A 21,706-nucleotide genomic window follows, 5' to 3' on the forward strand; every position below is an offset into this window, starting at 1 on the left:
GGCGAGGCAGCCCTGTCCGCCGCGATGCAGGCGGCGCAGGTCGGCGATGCCGCCGCTTACCGGGCACTCCTGCGCGATTGCCTGCCGGTGATCTCCGCGATGGCACGGGCCAAGGGGGTTCAGGGAGCGGCGCTCGACGACGTGGTGCAGGACACCCTGCTCACCCTTCATCGCGCGCGGGCGACCTACGATCCGGCCCGGCCGTTCCTGCCGTGGTTGCGCGCCATCACGCAGCGGCGGGCGATCGACGCGTTGCGCCGCAAGGGGCGTCGTCCGCAGGAAGTCCACGAGCCGCTCGCCTATGAGGCGCGTGCCGACGACGGCCCTGGGCCGGGTGACGACCTGGCGCGTCGCGAGCGTGCAGCGATCCTCGCTGCGGCCGTCGCGCATCTCCCCGAAGGACAGCGGGAGGCGATCGAGCACATCGCCCTGCGCGAATTGTCCCTCGACGAGACCTCGACGCTCACCGGGCGGACCAAGGGGGCGCTCAAAGTCAACTTCCACCGTGGTCTCAAGGCCCTCCGCGTATCGCTCTCATCCCGCAAGGAAGACACGGATGTCTGATCCGGCCACCCAGGACCCGTCCAGCCGAGACCTTTCCACCCACGATCTCGTCGAGGATCTGGCCCGGTCGCTGACGCCGGTCCGCCGGCTCCCGGGCCCGGGGCGCCGGACCCTGGTCTGGTCCGGCGCGGTGCTCACGGTGGGCCTCCTCCTCGTGCCGATGTCCGACGTCTCGGGATTGCGGGCGCGTCTTGGTGTGCCGGACCTGCACTGGGCGGCCCTCGGGGCGATCCTCACGGCCATCGCGGCTGCGCTGGCGGCCTTCCAGAGCAGCGTGCCCGGCCGAAGCGCGGCCTGGTCATGGCTGCCGCTCCCCCCGCTCGTCCTCTGGCTCGGCGCCAGTGGCCTCGGCTGCCTTCGTGGTTGGCTCGCGCCGGCCGCCAACCTCGCCGAGCCGGAGGAGATGAGGGGCTGCTTCGTGTTCCTGATGGGAGTCTCGCTGCCGCTGTCCGTCCTGCTGGTGCTGATGCTGCGGCAAGCCTGCCCGCTCCGCCCCAATCTCACGGGGGCCCTCGGGGGACTCGCCGCAGCCGCGGCGGCCGCGGCCCTGCTTGTGCCGTTCCATCCGCACGACGCCACCGCGACGGACCTGCTGGTCCACCTCGTCGCCGTCCTCGTCGTTGTCGGCCTGAACGGTCTTTTCGGCGGCCGCCTCCTCGACAGAAATGCCGGACCGCGAGGCCGGCCTGTAACCGGCTCGATCCGCAAGGCGAATGACTGACCAGAGCCTCCGGCAAGGAGCCCGGCATCAAGGAACTCGGCACCATGGACCGCAGACAGATCCTCACCGCCGGCGTCTCGGCACTCGGCATCCTGACATTCCTTCGTGCCGCCGGAGGGTCCCTGGTCGGCGGCCCCGCTGCGGCCGAAACCTTCGCCGTCGCGAAGAGCGAGGCCGCTTGGCGGGCGCAGCTCGGGTCCGACGGCTACGCGGTCCTGCGCCGGCACGGCACCGAGCGCGCCGGCTCGAGCCCACTCAACGCCGAGAAGCGCGCCGGTCGTTTCGCCTGCGCCGGGTGCGACCAGCCGCTATTCGCCTCCAGCGCGAAGTTCGAGAGCGGAACCGGCTGGCCGAGCTTCACCGCCCCCCTCGCGGAGGCCGTGGGGACGACGACGGATTCCAGCCTGGGGATGAGCCGGACGGAGGTGCATTGCCGCCGCTGCGGCGGGCATCTCGGCCACGTCTTCGCCGACGGACCCGCCCCCACGGGACTTCGCTACTGCATGAACGGCGTCGCGCTGCGCTTCGAGCCCGCCTGACCGATCGCGTCTTTACCGTCCCGCAAAGGACCACCCCAAAGGACCACCCCCATGTCCCAGACCGTTAAGCCCGCGACCGTTCCCCCGTATCGCTCGCGCCTGACGGGGGCTTTCGGCGGCGGTGTCCTGGCCCTGTTCGGCCTCGTCCTCTCCATGACGATCGAACGGGCCGGCGCCGAGGAAGCGAGCCGGCGCCTGCCGGCCGCCGCGACACCGGCGCGTGAACCCGCCCGGCTTCAGAGCGCGGTGTTCGCCGGTGGATGCTTCTGGGGCGTGCAGGGGGTGTTCCAGAACGTCCGCGGCGTCACCCAGGCGGTTTCGGGCTATGCCGGCGGAGACGGAGCAAGCGCGAACTACCAGGCCGTCTCCAGCGGGCGTACGCGACACGCCGAGGCGGTCCGGGTGACCTACGATCCACGCGTGGTCTCCTACGACACGTTGCTCCGGGTCTTCTTCTCCGTCGCCCTCGATCCGACGCTGGTCGATCGGCAGGGGCCGGATCATGGCCCGCAATACCGCTCGGCCCTGTTCCCGGGCAATGCCGAGCAGGGCGCCGTGGCCCGCGCCTACATTGCGCAACTCGACGCCTCCGGAGGCTACGGTGCGCCGGTCGCCACCCGGATCGAACTCGGTGCTCCGTTCTACCCGGCCGAGGCCTACCACCAGGACTTCATGGTCCTGCATCCCGCACACCCGTACATCGTCGCCAACGACGCCATGAAGGTGCGCGACCTGAAACGCTTCTTTCCCGAATTCGCCGCGCCGGCTCCGGCCCTCGTCGGACACGACCCCGCCTGACGCGATCCCACGCCTCGGGCTCGACGGTCCGACAGCCACCACCTCTTCAGGACGGTCCCGATGTATCCCTCTTCGCCGCGGGCCGAGCGCCCGATCCACCCCCTGGTCGTTCGGATCACCCATTGGGTGAACGCCTTGGCCATGCTGATCATGATCACCAGCGGATGGCGCATCTACAACGCCTCGCCGATCTTCGGCGATTGGGCGTTCCCGAAATCGGTCACCCTGGGTGGCTGGCTCGGCGGGGCCCTGCAATGGCACTTCGCGGGGATGTGGCTCCTCGTCGCCAACGGCCTCGTCTACCTGACCTATGGTCTGGTCTCGGGCCACCTGCGCCGGCGCCTCACGCCCCTGCGGCCGCGCGAGATCGGGCAGGATTTCGTCGCCGCCCTGAGGTTCAGGCTTCCCCACGACCCGGGCGTCTACAACGCCGTTCAACGTCTCCTCTACGTCGCGGTCCTGCTCATCGGAATCGTCATCGTGCTCTCCGGTCTCGCGATCTGGAAGCCGGTCCAGTTCGCGCCCCTGACGGCCCTGATGGGCGGCTACGACACGGCGCGGATCGTCCATTTTCTCGCCATGGCCGGCATCGCCGGCTTCGTGGCAGTGCATCTCGCCCTGGTGCTCCTGGTTCCCAGGACCCTGCCGACGATGATCATCGGCCGGGAGATCCATTTCGGCCGCAACCGCGTGGTGAAGCCATGACGCCCCTCGATCGCCTTCTGCGCCGTCCGCGTCCGGATCTCTCGGTCCCTGGGACGCCCCTCGTCCGGGCCGACCGACGCCTGTTCCTCCGGGGCGGCCTCGTCGCGACGGGGAGCCTCGCGCTCGGCGGTTGCGACATCTCGGACAACCCGCAGGTGGAGAGCATCCTCGGTGGGATCTCGCGGCTGAACGATCGCGTCCAGGGTGCCCTCTTCGGGGGCACGCGCCTGGCCCCGACCTTCGCCGTCTCGGAGATCACCCCGGACTTCCCCTTCAATGCCTATTATCCGGCGAGCAAGATCCGGGTGATCGACGGGTCGACCTGGAAGCTCGAACTCGCCGGTCTCGTTTCCGACAAGGCGCCGTGGACGCTCGACCGCCTGAGGACCCTGCCGCAGGAAGCGCAGATCACCCGCCACGTCTGCGTCGAGGGCTGGAGCGCCATCGGGCAATGGTCGGGGGTCCCGTTCCGGACCTTCCTCGAACGGATCGGGGCCGACACGACCGCACGCTACGTCCGCTTCGCCTGCGGGGACGACTATTGGACGAGCATCGACATGCCGAGCGCGCTTCACCCCCAGACGATCCTGGCCCTGGACTACGCCGGCGCACCCCTGCCGCCGAAATACGGCTTTCCGGTCAAGCTGCGCATTCCGACGAAACTCGGGTTCAAGAACCCCAAGCACATCATGGCCATCACGGTGACGAACGATTACCCGGGTGGATACTGGGAAGATCAGGGCTACAACTGGTTTTCCGGCCTGTAGTGAGTCTGAACGTGAATCGCCCGATATTCGCCGATCAATGTCATGTGGACCGCCGCTAAAACGGGTGTTGCCGAGCGGTTTGGCGGCCACAGGCTCCCGGAACGGCATGAGGTTTTGAAATGCTGAAATTCTTCTTCAACGGCTCTCCGAACCCGACGAAGGTCGCGCTGCTGCTGGAGGAGCTCGGGCTGCCCTACGAAGCCATCCCGATCGACACCCGCAAGGGTGACCAGTTCGCGCATGATTTCCTGGCCCTCAATCCGAACGGCAAGGTGCCGGTCCTGGTCGACGATGCGGACGTGATCTTCGACAGCAATGCCATCCTGCTCTACCTCGCCGAGAAGACCGGACGATTCCTGCCGCCCTCGGGTGGCGACCGGGCTCAACTCCTGTCCTGGCTGATGTTCGTCGCGACGGGCGTCGGGCCTTTCTCCGGCCAAGCGGTCCATTTCCGGCACTTTGCCCCGGAACAGGTGCCCTATGCCCAGGCGCGCTACAGCTTCGAGGCGCGCCGTCACTACGATATCCTGAATGCACACCTCGCACAGCGCCGCTACCTCGTGGGCGACGCCTACACTATCGCGGATATGAGCGCCTGGGGATGGGCCCGCATGATCCCCTTCGTCCTCGGCGAGGCGGCCTGGGCGGAGCTGCCCCACGTCAAGCGCCACCACGATGAGATTGCTGCCCGCCCGGCCGCTGCGCGTGCTGCCGGCCTCAAGGACCGCTTCCCCTTCAAGCCCGAGATGGACGACGAGGCGCGCGCCAACATGTTTCGGCACCTCAAGTCCTGACGATCGTCTTTGCCCTCGAACGCCGCCGTTGCAGGGGCATCGCCCCATCCGGCGGAGGCATCAGAGCGGGGATATAGGTCCTGCCCGCTGACGAGCCGCTTCGACCATTTGAAACGGTGATCAAGCGGCCAATGGTCTACCCGGTCACACGCACCCGCACCCGGTGCCAGCAGGCGCAGAGGTAGCCTTTGTGGTTCCAGGTATCGTCCGGCAGCGCCGGCTGCGTCTGCCCGGCCGCGTCCCAGGCACGGACAGCGAGCTCGTGCTCACCTGGGGGCAGATCGAGTTCCGCGCTCCAGAACGTCCAGGCGAACGGCGCATCCGGCTCGTGCTCCAGATTTGCCTGTAGCCAGGACCGGCCTCCGCTCCCAGACACATCGACGCGGACGATGGCCCTGTCGCCGCTCACCGCGTAACCGCGAACCCGATTCCTCCCGGCCGTGAGTGTCGCTCCGCGTTCCGGCTCGCAGATCGCGGCGTTGAGCGGCATCGTGTCGATGGTATGTCCCTTTGTCGGGTCCGCCGTCTCCGCGGTCACGTCGGGCGGGTACAGCTGATAATCGTCGGCCTGGATCGGGTTGTGCGACGGGTGGTCCTGCACGGTGAGTCGCCGGAGCCATTTGGGGCTGCGCACGCCGGCAAAGCCCGGCACGACCGCGCGGACCGGGAAGCCGTGCTCACGGAGCAAGGCCTCGCCGTTCATGGCGTAGGCGAGCAAGGTCTCGGGCGCCATGGCCTTGCCGAGCGGGATCGAGGCTCCGTACGGGTGCCCGTCCACCATGTCATGACTCTCGAAGGCCGCATGGAGATTCGCGCCATCCGCGACACCCGCCTCGCTCAGGATGTCGCTGAGGCGGACCCCGGTCCATTCGGCCGTCCCGATGGCACCGGCATCCCATGGATCGCCGGATACCGGGGCAACCGCTCGCATGTCGGCGCGCCGATTGCCGGCACATTGCATCGTTGCCGTGACCGTGACTTCCGGGAAGCGGGTACGGAGGTCGTGCAGCGAAAGTTCCAGCGTGACACCGGCTCCGCCGTCGACGGTCAGGCGCCAGGTTTCCGGGTCGAGGTCCGGTAGATCGCCGTGCGAGCGGACATAGAAGTCCTCAGCCGGGGTCCGGTAGGAAGCACGCAGTCGGCCAAGAGGCGGTTCGGCATTGTAGGGCTGATCGCCATGGACGATCAGGCGCGCCTTTCGCTCGGATAGGCTCGACATCGCGGCTCCCGTCCGGGTGAGGACACGGGAGTGAACGCGCCGGCGGCGGTAAGGCTCAATCAACGACCTTAAAGCAGCCGAGGCATATTCGTCATGTGCACGTTCACCCGAACCCGCATATCGGATTTGGGCCGGGGGAGCTTGAACGACTACTTCGCGGAGTGGATGTTCGGCGGCCCGAGATGCTGCAGAAAATCCGGTTTGCCGAGGCTCACGCCAGCGCTGCGGAGGATCCCGTAGGCTGTGGTCACGTGGAAGAAGAAGTTCGGAAGCGCGAAACCGGTAAGATAGGCCTGCCCATTGAAGCGGTATCCCATGCCGTTCGGGAACTTCAACTCCACCGCGCGCTCCGCACTTGAGGCCAACGCGGCCGGATCAATGCTTTCGACGAAGGCAATCGTCCTGGCGCAGCGCTCCTTGAGTTCGGCGAAGGTGGCCTCGACGTCTGGCATCGAGGGCGCTTCGATCCCGGCGAGCCGTGCCACCGTGTTCTTCGCGCTGTCGGACGCCATTTGATACTGAGCAGGCAGTGGCTTCATGTCGGGTGCCAGCCGCTGGACGAACAACTCGGCTTCCGGCTTTTCCGATGCCGCCTTGTCGAGCCACGCGCTCATGTTGCGAAGTGCGTTGACGAAGACCGGGACGCTGACGTCGTGGATGCTGATGCTCATCCGGGTTGGCTAAGGCACCTGCCATCGAAGACGCAGTGAGATGGCGCACACCGTGGAAGTGTGCGTCGAGCGAATATGCCGGACGCCCGACGAACGACCGCTTCTGGGACGCGACGTGGATGGTCTGGGCGTCTGGCATGGGTCGTGTTGCGACTGTCCGCTCATAGCGAGAGTTGGCAAAAACGGACATCGCCGTTGGGCCCGCTCGCGCTCCATGGCTGACCTCGCGATACGAACAGGGTACGCTGTCGGTATGCTCCTACGTCCCGAAACCGCTTCCGACGCTTTCGCAATCCGTTCCCTTGTCACCGATGCCTTCCACGATGCGCCTCACGCAAGTGGCACCGAGGCGGACATCGTGGACGCCCTCCGTGAGGACGGCGCGTTGACGGTCTCCCTCGTCTGCACGGAGGGCGATGAAATCGTCGGACATGTCGCTTTCTCCCCGGTCGTGGTCGGGCTTGCGTCGGAAGGTTGGTTCGGGCTCGGCCCTCTGGCCGTACGGCGCGAAAACCGGCGACGACGCATAGGCCAGCGCCTGATCGATGCGGGGTTGGGCAGCCTGCGGGAGCGTCGTGCCGGGGGCTGTGTCGTGTTGGGTGACCCTGCCTATTACCGACGTTTCGGCTTCGCTGCCGACCCGGCAATCGTCCTCGCCGGAGTGCCCCCTGAATACTTCCAGTCATTAAGCCTGTCCGGAAACCGCCCGGAGGGCGAGGCTCGGTATCATCTTGCCTTCGGCGCGGCCTGACTTCTGCAAAACACCTTTTGTCTAAGCTGCCGGATGACCGACAAATAGCCGCTTCCTGGAAGCGTTAACTGCGGTCCCGATGACCGGGTTGGGTTGGTACCCGTCCGTTTTACGATCGTTTCGGGTATAAATTGGCCCAACTGCTTACAGCTGGAATTTGTCCGAAACTGGACATTGGCAGCAACAGGTATTAGAGGTTTAAATCCTCTAGTGCCTATACTAACGAGGCATGAGACGGGCTGGGCCGCGTTCACGTCCGACTGATACTCAGGACGGCAGGGTCACCTCCGCACGTAATCCGCCACCGGTCCGGTTCGCCAGCACCACGTCGCCCCCATGGGCGCGGATCGCCGACCGTGTGATGGCGAGCCCAAGACCGGTCCCGCCCGTGTCGGCGTTGCGCGAGCCCTCTAGCCGCGCGAAGGGCACGAACATCTCCTCGATCCTGTCGGGCGGCACCCCCGGCCCATCGTCGTCGACGAGGATACGGATCAGGTCGTCGGCTCGCTCCAGCGAGATCCGTGCCCTGTCGCCGTAGCGGACGGCGTTCTCGACCAGATTGTCTAGGGCCCGGCGCAGCGCCAGCGGCCGGCCCTGGAAGGGAACGGTGGCCGGGGACGTGACGGTGACGTCCCGCCCGAGCACTCCGTGGTCGTCCGCGAGCGCCCGGACCATCTCGGAAAGATCCAATGCGCCGCTGTCCTGGGCGAGCGCGTCATCCCGGGAGAATGCCAGGGTCGCGTCGACCATGCGCCCCATATCCGAGATCGTACGGACCATCGCGTTCCGGAGCTCGCCGTCCTCGACCATCTCGGCCCGAAGCCAGAGGGAGGCGATGGGGGTGCGCAGGTCGTGGCTGATGGCGGCCAGCATCCGGGTGCGGTCGGCAACGAAGGCCCCCGAGCGTTCCTGCATCTGCTTGAACGCCGCCGTCATGGTCCGCAACTCGCTCGGGCCGCGCTCCGGCAGCGGCTCGAACCCGGCGCCGCGACCGGCCTTCTCCGCGGCCCTGGCGAGGTCAGCCACCGGACCGACGATCCCGCGCCTGGCGACGGCGACGACCACGAGCACGGCGACAACGCTCGCCAGGACCTGGATGAGCGCGATCCGCATCCACGGCGGGGTCCGCGACGCGAGCGGGGCCTCGGCGTTGAGCCAGCGCCCGTCGTCGAGCCGGACGGAGACCCGCAGGGCCTGGGTCCTGTCCGACAGGCGGCCCCGGGGGGCATTCTCCCCGACGTCGCGCTCGACCAGGGCGATCCGCGCCTGGCTCGCGTCGTCCTTCATGCGACGGTCGATCCGCCGCGCGAGCCGTGCCTCGTCGGCTCCCATCGCGCCTTCCGGGACGAGGCTGCTGGCATCGATGGTGAAGCGGTGGCGGGGGGAGCCATACGCCGCGACCACGCTCGGGACGGTGTCGGGCTGGACCGCGTCGAGCAGGCGAACCAGCGTGGCGATGCGGTCGACCACCTGGGTCCGGGCCGCCGCGCGACCGACCCGCGACGACTCGTGCGCGAACATCGCGAAGGCCACGGCCTGGGCGCCGACGACGGCGAACACCAGCAGGATCGCCAGCCGTCCGCCGAGCGAGTGCGGCACCAGCCTCAAGGCACCATCCTCACCTCGGCCGCCAGGACGTAGCCGCCGCCCCAGACCGTCTTGAGGAGCCCCGGGTTGGCCGGGTCGCGCTCCAGCTTGCGCCGGAGGCGGCTGACCTGGTTGTCGATGCTGCGGTCGAACCCGTCGGCGGTCCGGCCGCTGGTCAGGTCGAGGAGCTGGTCGCGCGAGAGCACCACCCTCGGATGCCGGGTCAGTGCCGACAGCAGGCGGAACTCAGATGTGCTGAGCGCAACGGGGGTGCCGGCGTCGTCGACGAGCTCGCGCCGGTCGGTATCCAGCGTCCAGCGGTCGAACGTCAGCTTGCGTCCGTCCGCCTCGTCCCGGGTCCGGGGAAGCGCGCGCGTGCGCCGGAGGAGGTTCTTGATACGGGCGAGGAGCTCGCGCGGCTCGAACGGCTTCGTGACGTAGTCGTCGGCCCCGATCTCCAACCCGACGATCCGGTCGGTCCCCTCTGCCAGGGCGGTGAGGAGGATGACGGGCGTGTCGTAGGCTTCCCGGATGTGGCGGCAGAGCGAGAGTCCGTCCTCGCCCGGCATCATCACGTCGAGGAGCACCAGGTCGATGGCGCTTCCGGCCAGGACGACGCGGGCGGCCGCCGCGTCGGCTGCGACGGTGACCTTGAGTTCGTGCCGCCTGAGGTAGGCCGCGAGCGGATCGCGGATGTCGCGATGGTCGTCCACCACCAGGATGTGTGCGTCGTCCATGTCCCGAACCTTTCGTACCGGACCCTAACGCGCGGCGGCCTCCCCCTCCCGGGGGATTCTGTCGCGAAATGTATCGGGACCTTCGAACCCGCGACGGTTCGCGACGAAAACGGGGTTTCCCGGCAAATCCCTGCGACAGGCCGGCGGCAAGGTGCGGGCAGTTCAAACCCCGCATCGGGAGACGAAGCGATGACGAAGCAAGCGGTACGCGCGCCGACCCTGTTGAGGCGGCTCCTGCCCGCGGCCCTGCTGGCGGCCGGCCTGGCGGCGCCGTTGGCCACCGCCGGCACGGCCGAGGCCCGCGACGGCTGTGGCCTCGGGGGCCACCGCGGGTTCTACGGCTACTGCCGGCCCAACCTCGGACCGAGGGTATTCTACCGGCCTTACGCCTTCCGGCCCGCCTTCTACGGACCGCGACGGTTCGGTTGGGGCGGTCCTCGCTGGGGCGGCTACCGGCATGTCGGCTGGGGCCATCGCGGGTGGGGCCATCGCGGGTGGGGCCACCACGGCTGGCATCACCGTTGGTGACCCTGCCGAGGCTAGGGGTCGTGCCATCCGGCGCGGCCCCGGGACGACCCGGTGACGCGAGAGGTGCGATCATGACGAAGGCTATCGCCTCCCTGACCCTATGCACGTTCCTGGCGGTTACATCCGCATCCGCCCAGACGCCTGCGGTCACCGACCCGCCGAAGGGAGCGGGAGCCGCCCTCGCGACCTTCCTTTCGCGGAACCGCACACGGATCATGCGGGCCGATGCCGATCACGACGGGCGCGTCAGCCGGGCGGAATGGGCGGCCTGGTGGGACGCCCGTCCCGGCAAGGGACCCTACGACCCTGCCGGGCGGTTCCGGGCCATCGACGCGGACGGCGACGGCTTCCTCACCGCGGAGGAGATCGACACCACGTCCAGCAAGCGGTTCGCACGGCTCGACGCCGACCACGACGGTCGCGTCGTCCGCGCGGAGCGACCCTGCCGCGCCAAGTGAACTGAACGCCCTGGATCGGGGTTCGGATAGCGATTTTACCCCAGGACACGGTCCGTATGCCGCGTCCATCAGAACGAAAGAATCAGAATGAAGCTCACAGGTCTCATCGTCGGCGGTTTCGCGACGCTGCTCATGGCAGGCGGAGCTCAGGCCCTTCCCATGCCGGCCGGCGGTCTCGGCGTGGACGCTCCCATCGTCCAGGTCCGCGCCGGTTGCGGCTTCGGCGCCCATCGCGGCCCGTTCGGGGGCTGCCGCCTGAACCGCGGGCCGCGCGGCGCTATGCGGCGGGCCATCACGGGCGCCCCGCGCGGTTGCCCGCCCGGTCTCTATCGCGGTCCGGGCGGTCGCTGCCGTCGCTGACGACGGCAGCTCGTTCGGCCTCGTACCGAACTTCATGCCTTCCAAGCACTCGCCAGGTCGGTGGACTGGGCGAGGGCTTGGCCTTCATAAGGCTTGGACGATTCAGCATTTTCGCAGGGGCTAAAGGCTCATACCCACTCTCGGAGGACGCTTCGTATGCCTCGTGAAAATCTGTCGTCCGTCAGCTGCGCCGATCAGCCCACGTCTCGCGTGAAGGCGTCGAATGCCCGGGCGCTGTAGACAAGCGCCGCGCCGGCATTCAAGGCCACGGCGACACCCAATGCCTCGACCATCTCCTCCTTGCTCGCGCCCGCCTTGCGCGCGGCATCGGTATGGAAGGCGATGCAACCATCGCACCGGGTCGTCACCGCCACGGCAAGGGCGATCAATTCCCGCGTCTTGGCGTCGAGTTTCGGCTCCTTCGGCTTGGCCGATGCCAACTTGTCGTGCGCGCTTAGGAGTTCGGGGCTGATCTCACCCATCTGGCCCAGGGTGGACACCAACTCGCCGCGGTAGCCATTCCAATTTTCCATCTCGGATCTCCTCCAAATGCGGCTCTCTCGGGAGCCGTCCTTGATCGGACGCGGAGCGTTACGCCTACCATCTAGTAGGTAGTTAGGTGTTACAGGCATGGCAACCCGGCCGACATCCTCACGGTAGCCGTACGGGACGACGTCCTCTGGTGCGCTTTCCGACGACTGCCGGCGCGGGCTCCTCCGGCGGATCGGGCGGCGGGGTGGAAATCAGCGCGGCGATCCGTCGAAGCTCGGTCCGCGCCCTCCCGCAGATGTCGGTCACGTCGTCGTGCCCGTGCCCCGGGACGATGACCGTGCAAAGGTGCTCGTAACCGCTGGACGCATGGAGCGCGAAGGTCACCGACCAGACTGGGGCCTTCCCCGGTCCGTAGGTCGTAAACTCGATCTTCCGAGGTTCGACGCGAAGGGCGATGTCCATGTCGATGGCGTCCGAACCCGATTGATTGATCAGCAGGGATTCCGCCTGCCGGCCGCCAGGCTCGCCCGGTCGATGACCTGCACCTGGCCGCGCCGGATCTCGACGAGGCCGTCGTCGGCCCACTCGCCCAGGAGGCGGCTGACGACCTCGCGCACGCTCCCTACGTCGGACGCCAATTGCTGGTGGGTCTTCCAGACGATCCCCTCGGCATCGGCCTCGACCAGCAATCGGCGGGCGAGGCGTTGCTCCAAGGGGGCGAACGCGATCTCCTCGACCAGGTCGAACATTCCCGACAGGAGCTTGGTGTAGTCGTCGAGGACGAAGGTCCGAAACGCGTCGCTCTCCCGCATCAGCTGGCGGAAGGTGTCGGATGGAAGGGCGGCCAACTCGGTCCGGGCCTCGGCGACGCTCTGCGCCGGGAAGCCCCCGCCCGACAGCAGGCACTGGGTGGTCAGGACGCAGGTGCCGCCGGCGCCGACCTTGTAGATCAGCATCTCGCGGCCGCCCTCGGACATCCGGAACACCCGGGTGCGACCGTCGATGCACATCAGGTAGTTCGCGCAGGCGCCCTGGAGCTCGTAGGCAATCGCGCCGGCCTCCAGCACGGGGAAATGCACCGTGCCGCGGGCGACCTGGAGATGGCTCGCGCTGAAGTCCCGGACCAGCGGGAAGCGCTCGACCCAGCGCTCGACCTGATGGGCGTTCTGCATGGTCTTCCTCCTCGGGCTGGCGGTCATTGAACGCCACCATGCCCCGGTCGATGCGTAAAGGCCTGGGGATCCGCAACCTTCGGTGACCTGGGTCACAGACGCTTGGAAAGGACCTGGGTACCACCGTCGTCAGAGAACAAAAAACTCCGCTTCGGCGACAAAATGAGGAAGCGTAGGCTTCCCGTGGGTCGGGGCGAAACAATCGGGAGAAACCATGCGCCGCATCGCCACCCTTCTACTCGCCTCCATCCTCCTGGCCGCCCCGGCCCATGCCGAGCAGGACCTGCTTCTCGGCGCCGACATGGGCTCGGCGGCGATGACCAAGGCCGAGATAATCCGCGCCGACGTCGAGGCGCTGATCGCTAAGGCCGACGGCAAGCCCATTGACCTCTCCGACAAGGCGCTCGCCGGCCTCGACCTGTCGGGCCTGAACCTCAGGGGCGCGAACCTGCGCACCGCCCGCCTCAACAAGGCCAACCTGCGGGGCGCCGACCTGACCGGGGCGAATTTGGAACAGGCCTGGTTCATCAAGGCCGACCTCTCGGGGGCCAAGCTCGTCGGCGCCAAGATGTTCGGCATCACCGCCCGGGACGCCAACCTGAGCGGAGCCGACCTCAGCCGGTCCATGCCCATCGGCGATTTCAAGGGCGCCAACATGGCTGGGGCGACGCTGGTCGACCTCAAGGGCGGCGCCGACATCAAGAACCAGTCCATGGGCCTGATGCGGGCCGTGTTCGTCTCGGTGAACCTCAGGGGCGCAAACCTGAAGGGGGCGAACCTCGGTCGCTCGCGCCTGGAATACGCGGACCTCACCGATGCGGACCTGACCGACGTGGTTCTGATGGGCTCCGACCTGTCGGGGGCGAACCTGACCGGGGCGACCGTGTCGGGCGCCGACTTCAAGAACGTCGACGTCAGCGGCGCCCGCCTCGTGTCCCTGAAGGGCCAGGACAGCGCCAAGGACTGGTCGGCCCGCGTGAACGTCGACCGCGCCATTACCCAGGCGTCGAATTAACCACTCGCCCTTCCATCCCGCATCCGGTCACGGATATCCGTGCCTCACCCGGTTGGCTGACGAACCTCACCACCCACCTGTAGTAGTCGCAACCCGACGACTGGTACCCACTCGTACGGCACCCGCAAGCACCAGGCACGTTATCCGGCGACGCATCCGTCAGGCGGTGTGCCCAGCCAGGAAGCCAACGACACGATGATCCACAAGGCGACGCGAACCAAGGACGATGCCATCGACAGCGACGGGTTCGTGGCGCGGGCCAATTTCCCGGGACACCTGGAGCCGGGGAGCCCGGACCATGGCCTCGGACCGCTGGCGACGATCATGGAATCGTTCCTCGCGCCAGGCACCCACATTAAGCTGCACGAGCACGTCGTGGACGAGATCGTCTCCTGGGTCCCAGCGGGCGTGATGCGCCACGACGACCCCCAGGGCGGCCACCTGACGGTCGATGCCCACCATCTCATGGTCATGAACGCAGGTCGTGGTTTCCGGCACGAGGAGCGAACCCGCGACGACGACCCGCCGCTCCGGATGCTGCAGATCTTCGTCCGCCCGCGTGCGGAGGGGCTAGAGCCCGGCATCCAGCACGGCCGGCTTCCGGCACCGCTTGCGAATACGTGGCGCGACGTCTTCGGGCCGACGGGAAGCAAGGCACCCTTCCACGTTCGCAACGCCGTCCTTTGCCGCGATATCCGGCTCGGGGCCGGAGCGACCGCGACCGTGCCGACGGAGCCCGGCCACAAGACCTACTTTTTCGTCTTCGAAGGATGCGTGTCGTTCGACAACCAGACCTTCGGCGAGGCCGAGAGCGGCCTTCTGGCGGAGAGCGGCGATATCGCCTTGGAGGCCGTCGAGGATTCGGTGGTGCTGGCCTTCGTGATCGACCCGCACGCCCCGGTCTGCCGCGGCGGCACGGTCGGCGACGGCGAGACCGTCCATGCGATGGCCTCACGCGCGCGCCGTGCATGCTCTCATTGAGGCTCGGTCGACGACCGTGAGGTTGAGCAAGTCGAACTTGCGGGGATGCAGTTTTCCTATCCCACCGGCCTCAGCTTCCGGGGACTTCCCGACCGACTTCACACTCATGATGCCATCATGCCCGTCCTCGTATGACGGAAAGCTACGCTCAAGTGAGGATTGCGTTCCGTCCTCTCATGATGCGTGGGGGGTAGTCGAAGATGGAGGAGCAACGGGCCGGCTGATTCAGGCTTCGACTGAGGCAACCATTCGGGGGGCCGGCTCGTCCCCACGACTCGACCGTCACAGCCCGAGTTGCGCTTTCCGTGTGAGATGCCCGTTGCGGAAAGTCAGGGTGACGTTAGCGCCATACCGACCCGCCCCACGCCAGGAATAGGTTGCCCTGTGCGTGGCGCCGATTGTCATATGGGTTACCTGCCGGCCCTCGCATCCAAAAATCGTCCGGACCCGCGCCATGCTCATGCCCGTCTCGATGCGGTCGTAGGCCGACCGCGTGGCACGGCATTCCTTCGCCAATGCGTCCGTGGCGAAGCAGCCGGACGTGAGGAGGGCTGCCATCAGGATGACGGGACGGTCGTTTGGCATGGTGTCCGGTGTCACTGGGGTGGATCGACGAGGTTCGACGATTGCGGGGGGCATCGACCCTATCCGGGTCCGTTCACGGCGTGACCGGCCTTGCCTTCCTGACCGGCGTCGGCGTCCGGTCGGACGACGACTTTCAGGTTCTGACGCATGTCCTGGAGATGGTCGACCACCACCCGGTCACCGTCCGAGAGCCCATCCAGGATCGCAGTATCGTCGCCATGGGCATCGCCGGTGGTCACGGGCCTCTGCTGCACCGTGCCGTTCCCATCGACGACGTAGACGATCTGCTGCGCGAGTTGCGCATCAAGGGAAACGGTGGGGACCAGCAACCTGTCCTTCGTACCGGTCTGGATCTTGGCGCGGACGAACTGCCCCGGCAGGAAACGCTCGTCGGTGTTGGGCATTAACGCCCGGACGAGACGCCGGGCGGTTCGGGGGTCAAAGCGGTTGTCGAGCTGGTAGATGCTGGCCTCGCGAACGGTCTTGCCCTCAGCGTCGAGGACGGCGACTGTGACGCTTCCGTCCTTCATCGCCGCCCGGATGGCTTCGGAGTCCTCCGAGGAGAGGGCCATCTGGATGTCGATCGGATCGAGTTGCACGACCGAGACGAGCTGGGTCTGGTTCTCGATCACGAGGTCGCCGGGATTGATCGTCGACAGGCTGGCGCGCCCGTCGAAGGGCGCGTTCACGATGGCGTAATCGAGGTTTAGGTTCTGCCTGGCAATCGCGGCCTCGGCGCCCTGGACCTGGGCGACGGCGGAGGTCCGGTTCGACTGCAACTGCTGGAACCGTTGCTCGGTGGCATAGCCCTTGTCGGCCAGGGACTCAGTGCGGTCGACCTCCGCCTGGGCGAAGGTCAGCTGCGCCTGTGCCTGCGACGCCTGGGACTTCGCTGTCTGCAGCGCGACCTCGAAGGGCCGTGGATCGATCCGGAACAGGACCTGCCCTTTCTTCACGTGTCCGCCCGGCTCGAAGGGCCGCTCCGTCACGTTGCCAGTCACCCGGGCCTGCAAGGTCGCGTCCTGCTGCGCGATGATCGTGCCGGTGTACGTGAAGGCGATAGGCACCTGACGCTTACGGGCGACGATGACCCGGACCTCCAGGGGTGGCTCCTCGGCCTTCACGCCTTCCTTCTTGCCGACGAATGGCAGGGCGGCCACGATCCGGTCCGGCGAGGGGCGCCCGGCCATGTACCAGCCACCCGCGCCCAGCAGGACGATCAGTCCCGCCCCGACACCGTATCCGACTGCTGCCCGCACCAACAATGCTCCTTAAGATCGATGAGGCCGGCCACCGCGCCCGCCCAGCGCGAGAGGAACACGCCTGGGGACGAGACGTTGCATCGCGGGGTCCACGCATCCGGCCCTGGACCGGAAGCCACGTTCCTGCATGTTTGCCCACTTCGTCGACCGGCCGGTGCTCGCCGGCGTCATCTCTGTGCTCATCACGCTGATTGGCGCTGTCGCGGGTCTTACCCTGCCGATTGCGCAGTTCCCGGAGATCGCCCCGCCGATCATCAACATCCAGGCGACGTATCCCGGCGCCAGCGCACAGCAGGCCTATGACGCCATCGCGATCCCGCTGGAGCAGGAGATCAACGGCGCGCAGAACCTTCTCTACATCAGCTCGACCAGCAACACCGACGGCAGCGTCAGCATGGACGCGACCTTCGACGTCGGTTCGGATCTCGACGCCGCAGCCGCGGAAGTCCTGACTCGCGCCAACCGGGCGGAGGCCAAGCTGCCCCCCTCGGTGAACGCGCAAGGCCTCGAAATCACGAAGAGTTCGCGCCAGCGCCTCGGCAACATCGTGCTCTACGCTGACGAAGGCTCCCCCTACGACGAGCTGTTCCTAGCCAACTGGGCCGAGACCCAGGTGATCAAGCCGCTGCGCCGGGTGCAGGGCATGGGCCGCATCGTCAACTTCTCGAACAAGCGCTACGCCATGCGCGTGTGGCTCGATCCGATGAAGATGGAGGCCCTCGGGATTAGCCCTGGTGCGGTCACTGCCGCCATCAGCCAGCAGAACGCGCAGATCACCACCGGCACCCTCGGCAAGCCACCGGTCGACCAGGCCACCGCCTTCGAGTTGCAGCTCGTTACCCAGGGACGCCTTCATAAGCCAGAGGAGTTCGGCAACATTCTCCTGCGTGCCAATCCGGACGGGTCCGTGGTGCGTATTCGGGACGTCGCCAGGGTCGAGCTGGGATCCGAGCAATACGGAGTCCGGTCGAGCTTCGACGGTTCGGCCTCCGCTACCCTCGGTCTTTACCAGAACCCCGACGCCAACGCGGTGCAGGTGATGGACGGCGCCCGCGAAACCATGAAGGACCTGGCCAAGCGCTTTCCGCCGGGGCTGAAGTATCGCATCGCCCTCGACCGGACCGAGTTCGTGAAGGAGGCGATCTTTGAGGTGGTGCGGACCCTGTTCGAGGCGCTGGCACTCGTGGTCATCGTAACCTACCTCTTCCTCCAGAACTGGCGCGCCACATTGATCCCGGCCATCGCGGTCCCGGTGGCTCTGGTCGGCACCTTCGGGCCGATGGCTCTGCTCGGCTTCTCGTTCAATACCCTCAGCCTGCTCGGCATGGTGCTGGCGGTGGGCCTCGTCGTCGACGACGCCATCATCGTCGTCGAGAACACCGAGCGCCTGATGGACGACGGCATGGCGCCGCGCCAGGCCTCACGGGAAGCCGTCACGGAGGTTGCAGGGCCGGTCATCGCCACCACGCTGGTCCTGGCCGCCCTGTTCGTACCGGTGGCCTTCATTCCCGGCCTCACGGGCAAGCTCTACAATCAGTTCGCCCTGACCATCGCCATCTCGGTGATGATCTCGGCGGTGGTCTCGCTTACCCTCACACCGGCGTTATGTGGCCTGATCCTTAAGCACCGCGACCATGACGCGAAGGACGAGAGCCTGTGGCGGGCGCCCCTGCGTTGGTTCAATCGCGTGCTGGATGGGGCGAGCCGTCGTCTCGTCAGCTCGATTGGTTGGCTGACCGGTCATGTCGCCCTCGTCGTAATCGCCTTCGTCGCCTTCGCGGCCCTCACCGTGTGGATGACCATGGCGCGGCCCTCCGGGTTCGTGCCGGACGAGGACCAGGGCTACTTCTTCGCCGACGTGGTCTTGCCCAAGGGGGCCTCGGTGGCCCGTACCAACGTGATGGTCGACCGTCTCGGGCAAGCGCTGCGCGAGATCCCGAGCGTGGAGCACACCATCGGCGTGACCGGGCGCAGCATCCTGGCCGATGCCATCGCGCCGTTCTACGGTTTCCAGATCCCGACGCTGAAGCCGTGGGGTGAGCGTACCGAGAGCGTGAACGACGTCATCGCCACGGTTCAGGAGCGCTTCAAGCACGATCCCGACGGCAAGGTCCGCGTGGTGAACCCGTCCCCGCTTCCCGGCCTCGGCTCGCGCAGCGGCCTGACCCTGGAGCTCCAGGATCGTAGCGGCACCGGCGGTCTGAAGCTGGCGCAAGCCGCCAACCGCTTCATCGCGGAGATGGAGAAGCTGCCGTCCGTCGGGCGTGCGATTCCGACCACGACTTACGGCGTTCCGCAAATGCGCCTGGAGATCGACCGGGCCAAGGCGGAGCAACTCGGCGTGCCCCTGCAGAACCTCTTCGACGCGTTGGGCACCTACGTCGGTTCGAGCTTCGTGAACCTCTTCAACCGCTTCGGATACGTCTATCAGGTCTATGTCCAAAGCGAGGCCTCCGGCCGCCGTACCATTCAGGACGTGGAGGCGCTGACGGTCCTTAACAACCGCGGCGAACCTGTGCGGGTCGGCTCGCTGATCCAGACCAGCTTCGTCACCGGTCCGACGGCGGTCCTGTCCTACAACACCTACCCCACCATCGAGATCGCGGTGGACACTGCCTCGGACGCCAGTTCCGGAACGGCCATCGCGGCCATCGAGGCGTTGGCCGACGCCAAGCTACCCTCGACCTACGCGGTCGAATGGACCGATGTCGCCTATCAGGAAAAGATTGCCGGCGGCTACGCGCCCCTGATCTTCGGCCTCGGTACCCTGATGATCTTTCTCCTCCTGGCCGGGCAGTACGAGTCCTTGCGCCTGCCCTTCGTGATCCTTCTCGGGACACCGATTGCAATTTTCGGCGCCGTCGCCTTCCTGGCGATCCGGGGCCTCGCCCTCGACATCTTTGGGCAGGTCGGGCTGCTGCTCCTGGTCGGGCTGGCCGCCAAGAACTCGATCCTGCTCGTCGCCTTCGCCGAGGACCTGCGCAAGCAGGGCGAAGACGTGCTCAAGGCCGCTCAGGACGCCGCGCGGTTGCGCATGCGCCCGATCCTGATGACCTCGTTCGCCTTTATCATGGGGTCGGTACCGCTCGCCATCGCCAGCGGCGCAGGCGCCAACGCCCGGGTGTCGATGGGCACCGTGGTCATCGGCGGCCTGCTGGTGGCCACCTTCGTCACCCTGTTCGTGACGCCGACCTTCTACGTCGCCTTCGAGCGCCTGTTCGGCAAGGACCGCGAGGAAGCGGCTCATACCCCAGACGACCGGGCATCCTCTCAGACCTCTGAGGCAGCCGGAGGCTAGCGGTCGTTGATTTCCATGGCTCGGCACGAGGCTCATCATGCCCGAAAAGCGCGGGACGGAGCACGGCTACGCCATCAGGCCGAATGCTCGGTAGACGGGAACTCCTATATTCCCACGAGTGTCGACCAGGGCGAGCACTTCCTTCGTGTCCGGCCTATCCCCCATGCGCCATCGCTGAAGGTCCGCTCACGGGCAGCCGACATAAAAGCTTGAATGACCGCACTGGGTCGGGATCCGCTGGTCCGTTCTTCGGCTGGAACGGGTGGTTATGCGAAGGTCTGCTTTCGGGCCGAATTTTTGAAAAGCGGACGCTGCATAGCGCCGAGGCAAACCTTCGTAAGTGCTGACCTGTAACCTTCCAGGCACACATCGTCGGAAAGCCTTTGCGTGCCATTGACGGCGGACGCTTTGATCGCGCTCCTTATCTCCGACGGTTCCTCCCCGGAGGATCAAAAGGGAACGCGGTGAGGATGAGGTCCGAAAGGGCCTCCCCGAAGCCGCGGCTGCCCCCGCAACTGTAAGCGGCGAGCCCATCATCAACACGTCACTGGGTCCTCGGGCCTGGGAAGACGATGAGAGGGCGGTGACCCGCGAGCCAGGAGACCTGCCGTCAGTCGTGGTCACACGCGAAACGCATCGGGCGGGGTGTCCTGATGGGTGTCGAGGCGTTCGGCTGTCCTCACGACAGGCAAGCGCCCAGGCCTCGTTCGCGGTGACGTGCCACAGACGTCGCCCGAGGCTTGTCCCGTGTCCTTCCCCTCCCGAACCGCGTGCCTGCGCATGCTCGCGCTCGCCTGCGCCTCCCTTCCCGTATCCGCCCTGGCGCAGCAGACCGCCGCCCCCTTCGCCGACGTCCCGCGCGGGGCAGAGGCGGCCGTCACGCTCTCCGAGCTTTCCGTCTCCGCCACCGGCGTGCCGACGCCCGTCGACCAGGTCGGATCGAGCGTCACCGTGCTCACCGCCGCCACTCTGGAGGCCCAGCAGCGCCGCACCGTCCCGGATGCCCTCCAGCAGGTGCCGGGCCTCAACGTCGTGCAGACCGGCGGCCCGGGCGGTCAGACCTCGGTATTCATCCGCGGCTCGAACTCGAACCACGTGAAGGTGCTCATCGACGGCATCGACGCGACCGACCCGTCGAACCCGAACGGCTCCTTCGACTTCGGGCAGCTCCTGACCGACGACCTCTCCCGCATTGAGGTGCTCAGGGGTCCTCAGAGCGGGCTCTACGGCAGCGACGCCATCGGAGGCGCGATCTCCTTCACGACGAAGCGTGGCGAAGGACCGGCCAGGGCAACTGCGCGGATCGAGGGCGGGTCGTTCGGGACGTTCAACCAGAGCGGCCGGATCAGCGGGTCGGAAAACGGCTTCGACTACTCGGTGTCGATCCAGCATCTCCGGGCTGCCGCAACGCCTGTGACGCCGCCCAACCTCGTCGCCCCAGGAACGACGACCCGCCCGAACTACTACGACAACGAGACCGTCTCGGCGAAGTTCGGCTACCAGTTCACCGACACGTTCCGAATCAACTCGATCACGCGGTTTATCAACTCGAAGCTGCTCTTCAGCGGCGACGACTATGGCACCTTCCCGGTGACGCTGGGCGGCCTGCGCAGCCAGGCGGACGTGCAGCAAGTCTTCACCCGCAACGAGGCCGAGTGGACGCCGTTCGCCGGTTTCCACAACGTCTTCGCGATCAACTACT

Annotated in this window: 22 protein-coding genes, 1 pseudogene and 1 riboswitch; of the genes and pseudogenes, 15 read left to right on the forward strand and 8 right to left on the reverse strand. The window is 67.0% G+C overall.

Translation table 11 applies throughout. The features are described 5' to 3' along the window. Positions 1-24 precede the first annotated feature (24 nt). The 7 genes from FV218_RS05770 to FV218_RS05800 all read left to right on the forward strand — a co-directional run bounded on the left by FV218_RS05770 (position 25) and on the right by FV218_RS05800 (position 4,888). On the forward strand, positions 25-564 hold the full coding sequence (locus FV218_RS05770) for a sigma-70 family RNA polymerase sigma factor (protein WP_246685012.1): 540 nt from the start codon (positions 25-27) through the stop codon (positions 562-564). Then, entirely contained in the window at positions 557-1,285 is a 729-nt protein-coding gene (locus FV218_RS05775; protein WP_147709030.1) for an NrsF family protein, read from the forward strand. The genes FV218_RS05770 and FV218_RS05775 overlap by 8 nt, the downstream gene beginning before the upstream one ends. Before the next feature lie 44 nt (positions 1,286-1,329). Next, positions 1,330-1,824, forward strand: coding sequence for a peptide-methionine (R)-S-oxide reductase MsrB (msrB, locus tag FV218_RS05780; protein ID WP_147709031.1), 495 nt, complete (start codon positions 1,330-1,332; stop codon positions 1,822-1,824). Between the two features lie 153 nt (positions 1,825-1,977). Further along, on the forward strand, positions 1,978-2,622 hold the full coding sequence (msrA, locus tag FV218_RS05785) for a peptide-methionine (S)-S-oxide reductase MsrA (RefSeq protein ID WP_147709077.1): 645 nt from the start codon (positions 1,978-1,980) through the stop codon (positions 2,620-2,622). A 60-nt stretch (positions 2,623-2,682) separates the two neighbouring features. Next, a complete protein-coding gene (locus FV218_RS05790) occupies positions 2,683-3,327 on the forward strand; it encodes a cytochrome b/b6 domain-containing protein (protein WP_147709032.1) in 645 nt (214 codons plus the stop codon). Continuing rightward, entirely contained in the window at positions 3,324-4,094 is a 771-nt protein-coding gene (locus tag FV218_RS05795) for a molybdopterin-dependent oxidoreductase (protein WP_147709033.1), read from the forward strand. Before FV218_RS05790 ends, FV218_RS05795 begins: the two co-directional genes overlap by 4 nt. A 119-nt stretch (positions 4,095-4,213) precedes the next feature. After that, the gene (locus FV218_RS05800) at positions 4,214-4,888 is read left to right on the forward strand and encodes a glutathione S-transferase N-terminal domain-containing protein (protein WP_147709034.1); all 675 of its coding nucleotides are present in this window, start codon (positions 4,214-4,216) and stop codon (positions 4,886-4,888) included. A 136-nt stretch (positions 4,889-5,024) separates the two neighbouring features. Here the strand turns inward: FV218_RS05800 and FV218_RS05805 are convergent, their stop codons facing one another. Together FV218_RS05805 and FV218_RS05810 are read right to left on the reverse strand one after the other, a co-directional pair. Then, positions 5,025-6,107 carry a molybdopterin-dependent oxidoreductase gene (locus FV218_RS05805; protein WP_147709035.1) on the reverse strand — a complete coding sequence of 361 codons (1,083 nt, stop codon included), beginning with the start codon at positions 6,105-6,107 and terminating at the stop codon, positions 5,025-5,027. 149 nt (positions 6,108-6,256) lie between these two features. Further along, complete coding sequence (locus FV218_RS05810; RefSeq protein WP_147709036.1) at positions 6,257-6,778, reverse strand: DUF1993 domain-containing protein; 522 nt, start codon at positions 6,776-6,778, stop codon at positions 6,257-6,259. A gap of 253 nt (positions 6,779-7,031) precedes the next feature. Between FV218_RS05810 and FV218_RS05815 the strand changes: the two genes are divergently transcribed. Next, complete coding sequence (locus FV218_RS05815) at positions 7,032-7,529, forward strand: N-acetyltransferase (protein ID WP_055950154.1); 498 nt, start codon at positions 7,032-7,034, stop codon at positions 7,527-7,529. Between the two features lie 267 nt (positions 7,530-7,796). On the opposite strand, the gene FV218_RS05820 is transcribed toward FV218_RS05815, so the two are convergent. After that, complete coding sequence (locus tag FV218_RS05820; RefSeq protein WP_246685013.1) at positions 7,797-9,128, reverse strand: ATP-binding protein; 1,332 nt, start codon at positions 9,126-9,128, stop codon at positions 7,797-7,799. A 5-nt stretch (positions 9,129-9,133) separates the two neighbouring features. Beyond that, on the reverse strand, positions 9,134-9,853 hold the full coding sequence (locus FV218_RS05825) for a response regulator (RefSeq protein WP_147709038.1): 720 nt from the start codon (positions 9,851-9,853) through the stop codon (positions 9,134-9,136). A 189-nt stretch (positions 9,854-10,042) separates the two neighbouring features. On the opposite strand from FV218_RS05825, the gene FV218_RS05830 reads away from it, so the two are divergent. The 3 genes from FV218_RS05830 to FV218_RS05840 all read left to right on the forward strand — a co-directional run bounded on the left by FV218_RS05830 (position 10,043) and on the right by FV218_RS05840 (position 11,199). Beyond that, positions 10,043-10,381 (forward strand): hypothetical protein, encoded by a 339-nt coding sequence (locus tag FV218_RS05830; RefSeq protein ID WP_246685007.1) that lies wholly within the window; start codon positions 10,043-10,045, stop codon positions 10,379-10,381. A 71-nt stretch (positions 10,382-10,452) separates the two neighbouring features. Further along, on the forward strand, positions 10,453-10,839 hold the full coding sequence (locus FV218_RS05835) for a hypothetical protein (RefSeq protein WP_147709039.1): 387 nt from the start codon (positions 10,453-10,455) through the stop codon (positions 10,837-10,839). Between the two features lie 87 nt (positions 10,840-10,926). Then, the gene (locus FV218_RS05840; RefSeq protein WP_055950163.1) at positions 10,927-11,199 is read left to right on the forward strand and encodes a hypothetical protein; all 273 of its coding nucleotides are present in this window, start codon (positions 10,927-10,929) and stop codon (positions 11,197-11,199) included. A gap of 194 nt (positions 11,200-11,393) precedes the next feature. Here FV218_RS05840 and FV218_RS05845 read toward each other — a convergent pair whose 3' ends face one another. The 3 genes from FV218_RS05845 to FV218_RS05855 form a co-directional block, all read right to left on the reverse strand. Continuing rightward, positions 11,394-11,732 carry a carboxymuconolactone decarboxylase family protein gene (locus FV218_RS05845; protein WP_055950165.1) on the reverse strand — a complete coding sequence of 113 codons (339 nt, stop codon included), beginning with the start codon at positions 11,730-11,732 and terminating at the stop codon, positions 11,394-11,396. Between the two features lie 118 nt (positions 11,733-11,850). Beyond that, positions 11,851-12,153, reverse strand: coding sequence for a hypothetical protein (locus tag FV218_RS05850; RefSeq protein WP_147709040.1), 303 nt, complete (start codon positions 12,151-12,153; stop codon positions 11,851-11,853). 29 nt (positions 12,154-12,182) lie between these two features. Continuing rightward, positions 12,183-12,863, reverse strand: a complete 681-nt coding sequence (locus FV218_RS05855) for a Crp/Fnr family transcriptional regulator (RefSeq protein ID WP_055950171.1) — start codon at positions 12,861-12,863, stop codon at positions 12,183-12,185. Between the two features lie 214 nt (positions 12,864-13,077). Between FV218_RS05855 and FV218_RS05860 the strand changes: the two genes are divergently transcribed. After that, positions 13,078-13,878: a pentapeptide repeat-containing protein gene (locus tag FV218_RS05860; protein WP_147709041.1), complete on the forward strand. Its 801-nt coding sequence runs from the start codon at positions 13,078-13,080 to the stop codon at positions 13,876-13,878. A 195-nt stretch (positions 13,879-14,073) separates the two neighbouring features. Further along, positions 14,074-14,859 (forward strand): pirin family protein, encoded by a 786-nt coding sequence (locus FV218_RS05865; RefSeq protein ID WP_055950177.1) that lies wholly within the window; start codon positions 14,074-14,076, stop codon positions 14,857-14,859. Positions 14,860-15,503: 644 nt separating this feature from the next. Here FV218_RS05865 and FV218_RS05875 read toward each other — a convergent pair. Beyond that, positions 15,504-16,703 carry an efflux RND transporter periplasmic adaptor subunit gene (locus FV218_RS05875; protein ID WP_246685008.1) on the reverse strand — a complete coding sequence of 400 codons (1,200 nt, stop codon included), beginning with the start codon at positions 16,701-16,703 and terminating at the stop codon, positions 15,504-15,506. Between the two features lie 130 nt (positions 16,704-16,833). Here FV218_RS05875 and FV218_RS05880 point away from each other — a divergent pair, with 130 nt between their 5' ends. Next, positions 16,834-20,004, forward strand: a complete 3,171-nt coding sequence (locus FV218_RS05880) for an efflux RND transporter permease subunit (RefSeq protein WP_147709042.1) — start codon at positions 16,834-16,836, stop codon at positions 20,002-20,004. 414 nt (positions 20,005-20,418) lie between these two features. Continuing rightward, positions 20,419-20,631: riboswitch (cobalamin riboswitch) on the forward strand. Positions 20,632-20,784: 153 nt separating this feature from the next. Further along, positions 20,785-21,195, forward strand: a pseudogene (locus FV218_RS23485) (TonB-dependent receptor plug domain-containing protein); the annotation flags it as partial. Positions 21,196-21,706 lie beyond the last annotated feature (511 nt).

Origin of the sequence: Methylobacterium sp. WL69, from assembly GCF_008039485.1 — a bacterium.
In the GTDB taxonomy this organism is placed as follows: Bacteria; Pseudomonadota; Alphaproteobacteria; order Rhizobiales; family Beijerinckiaceae; genus Methylobacterium.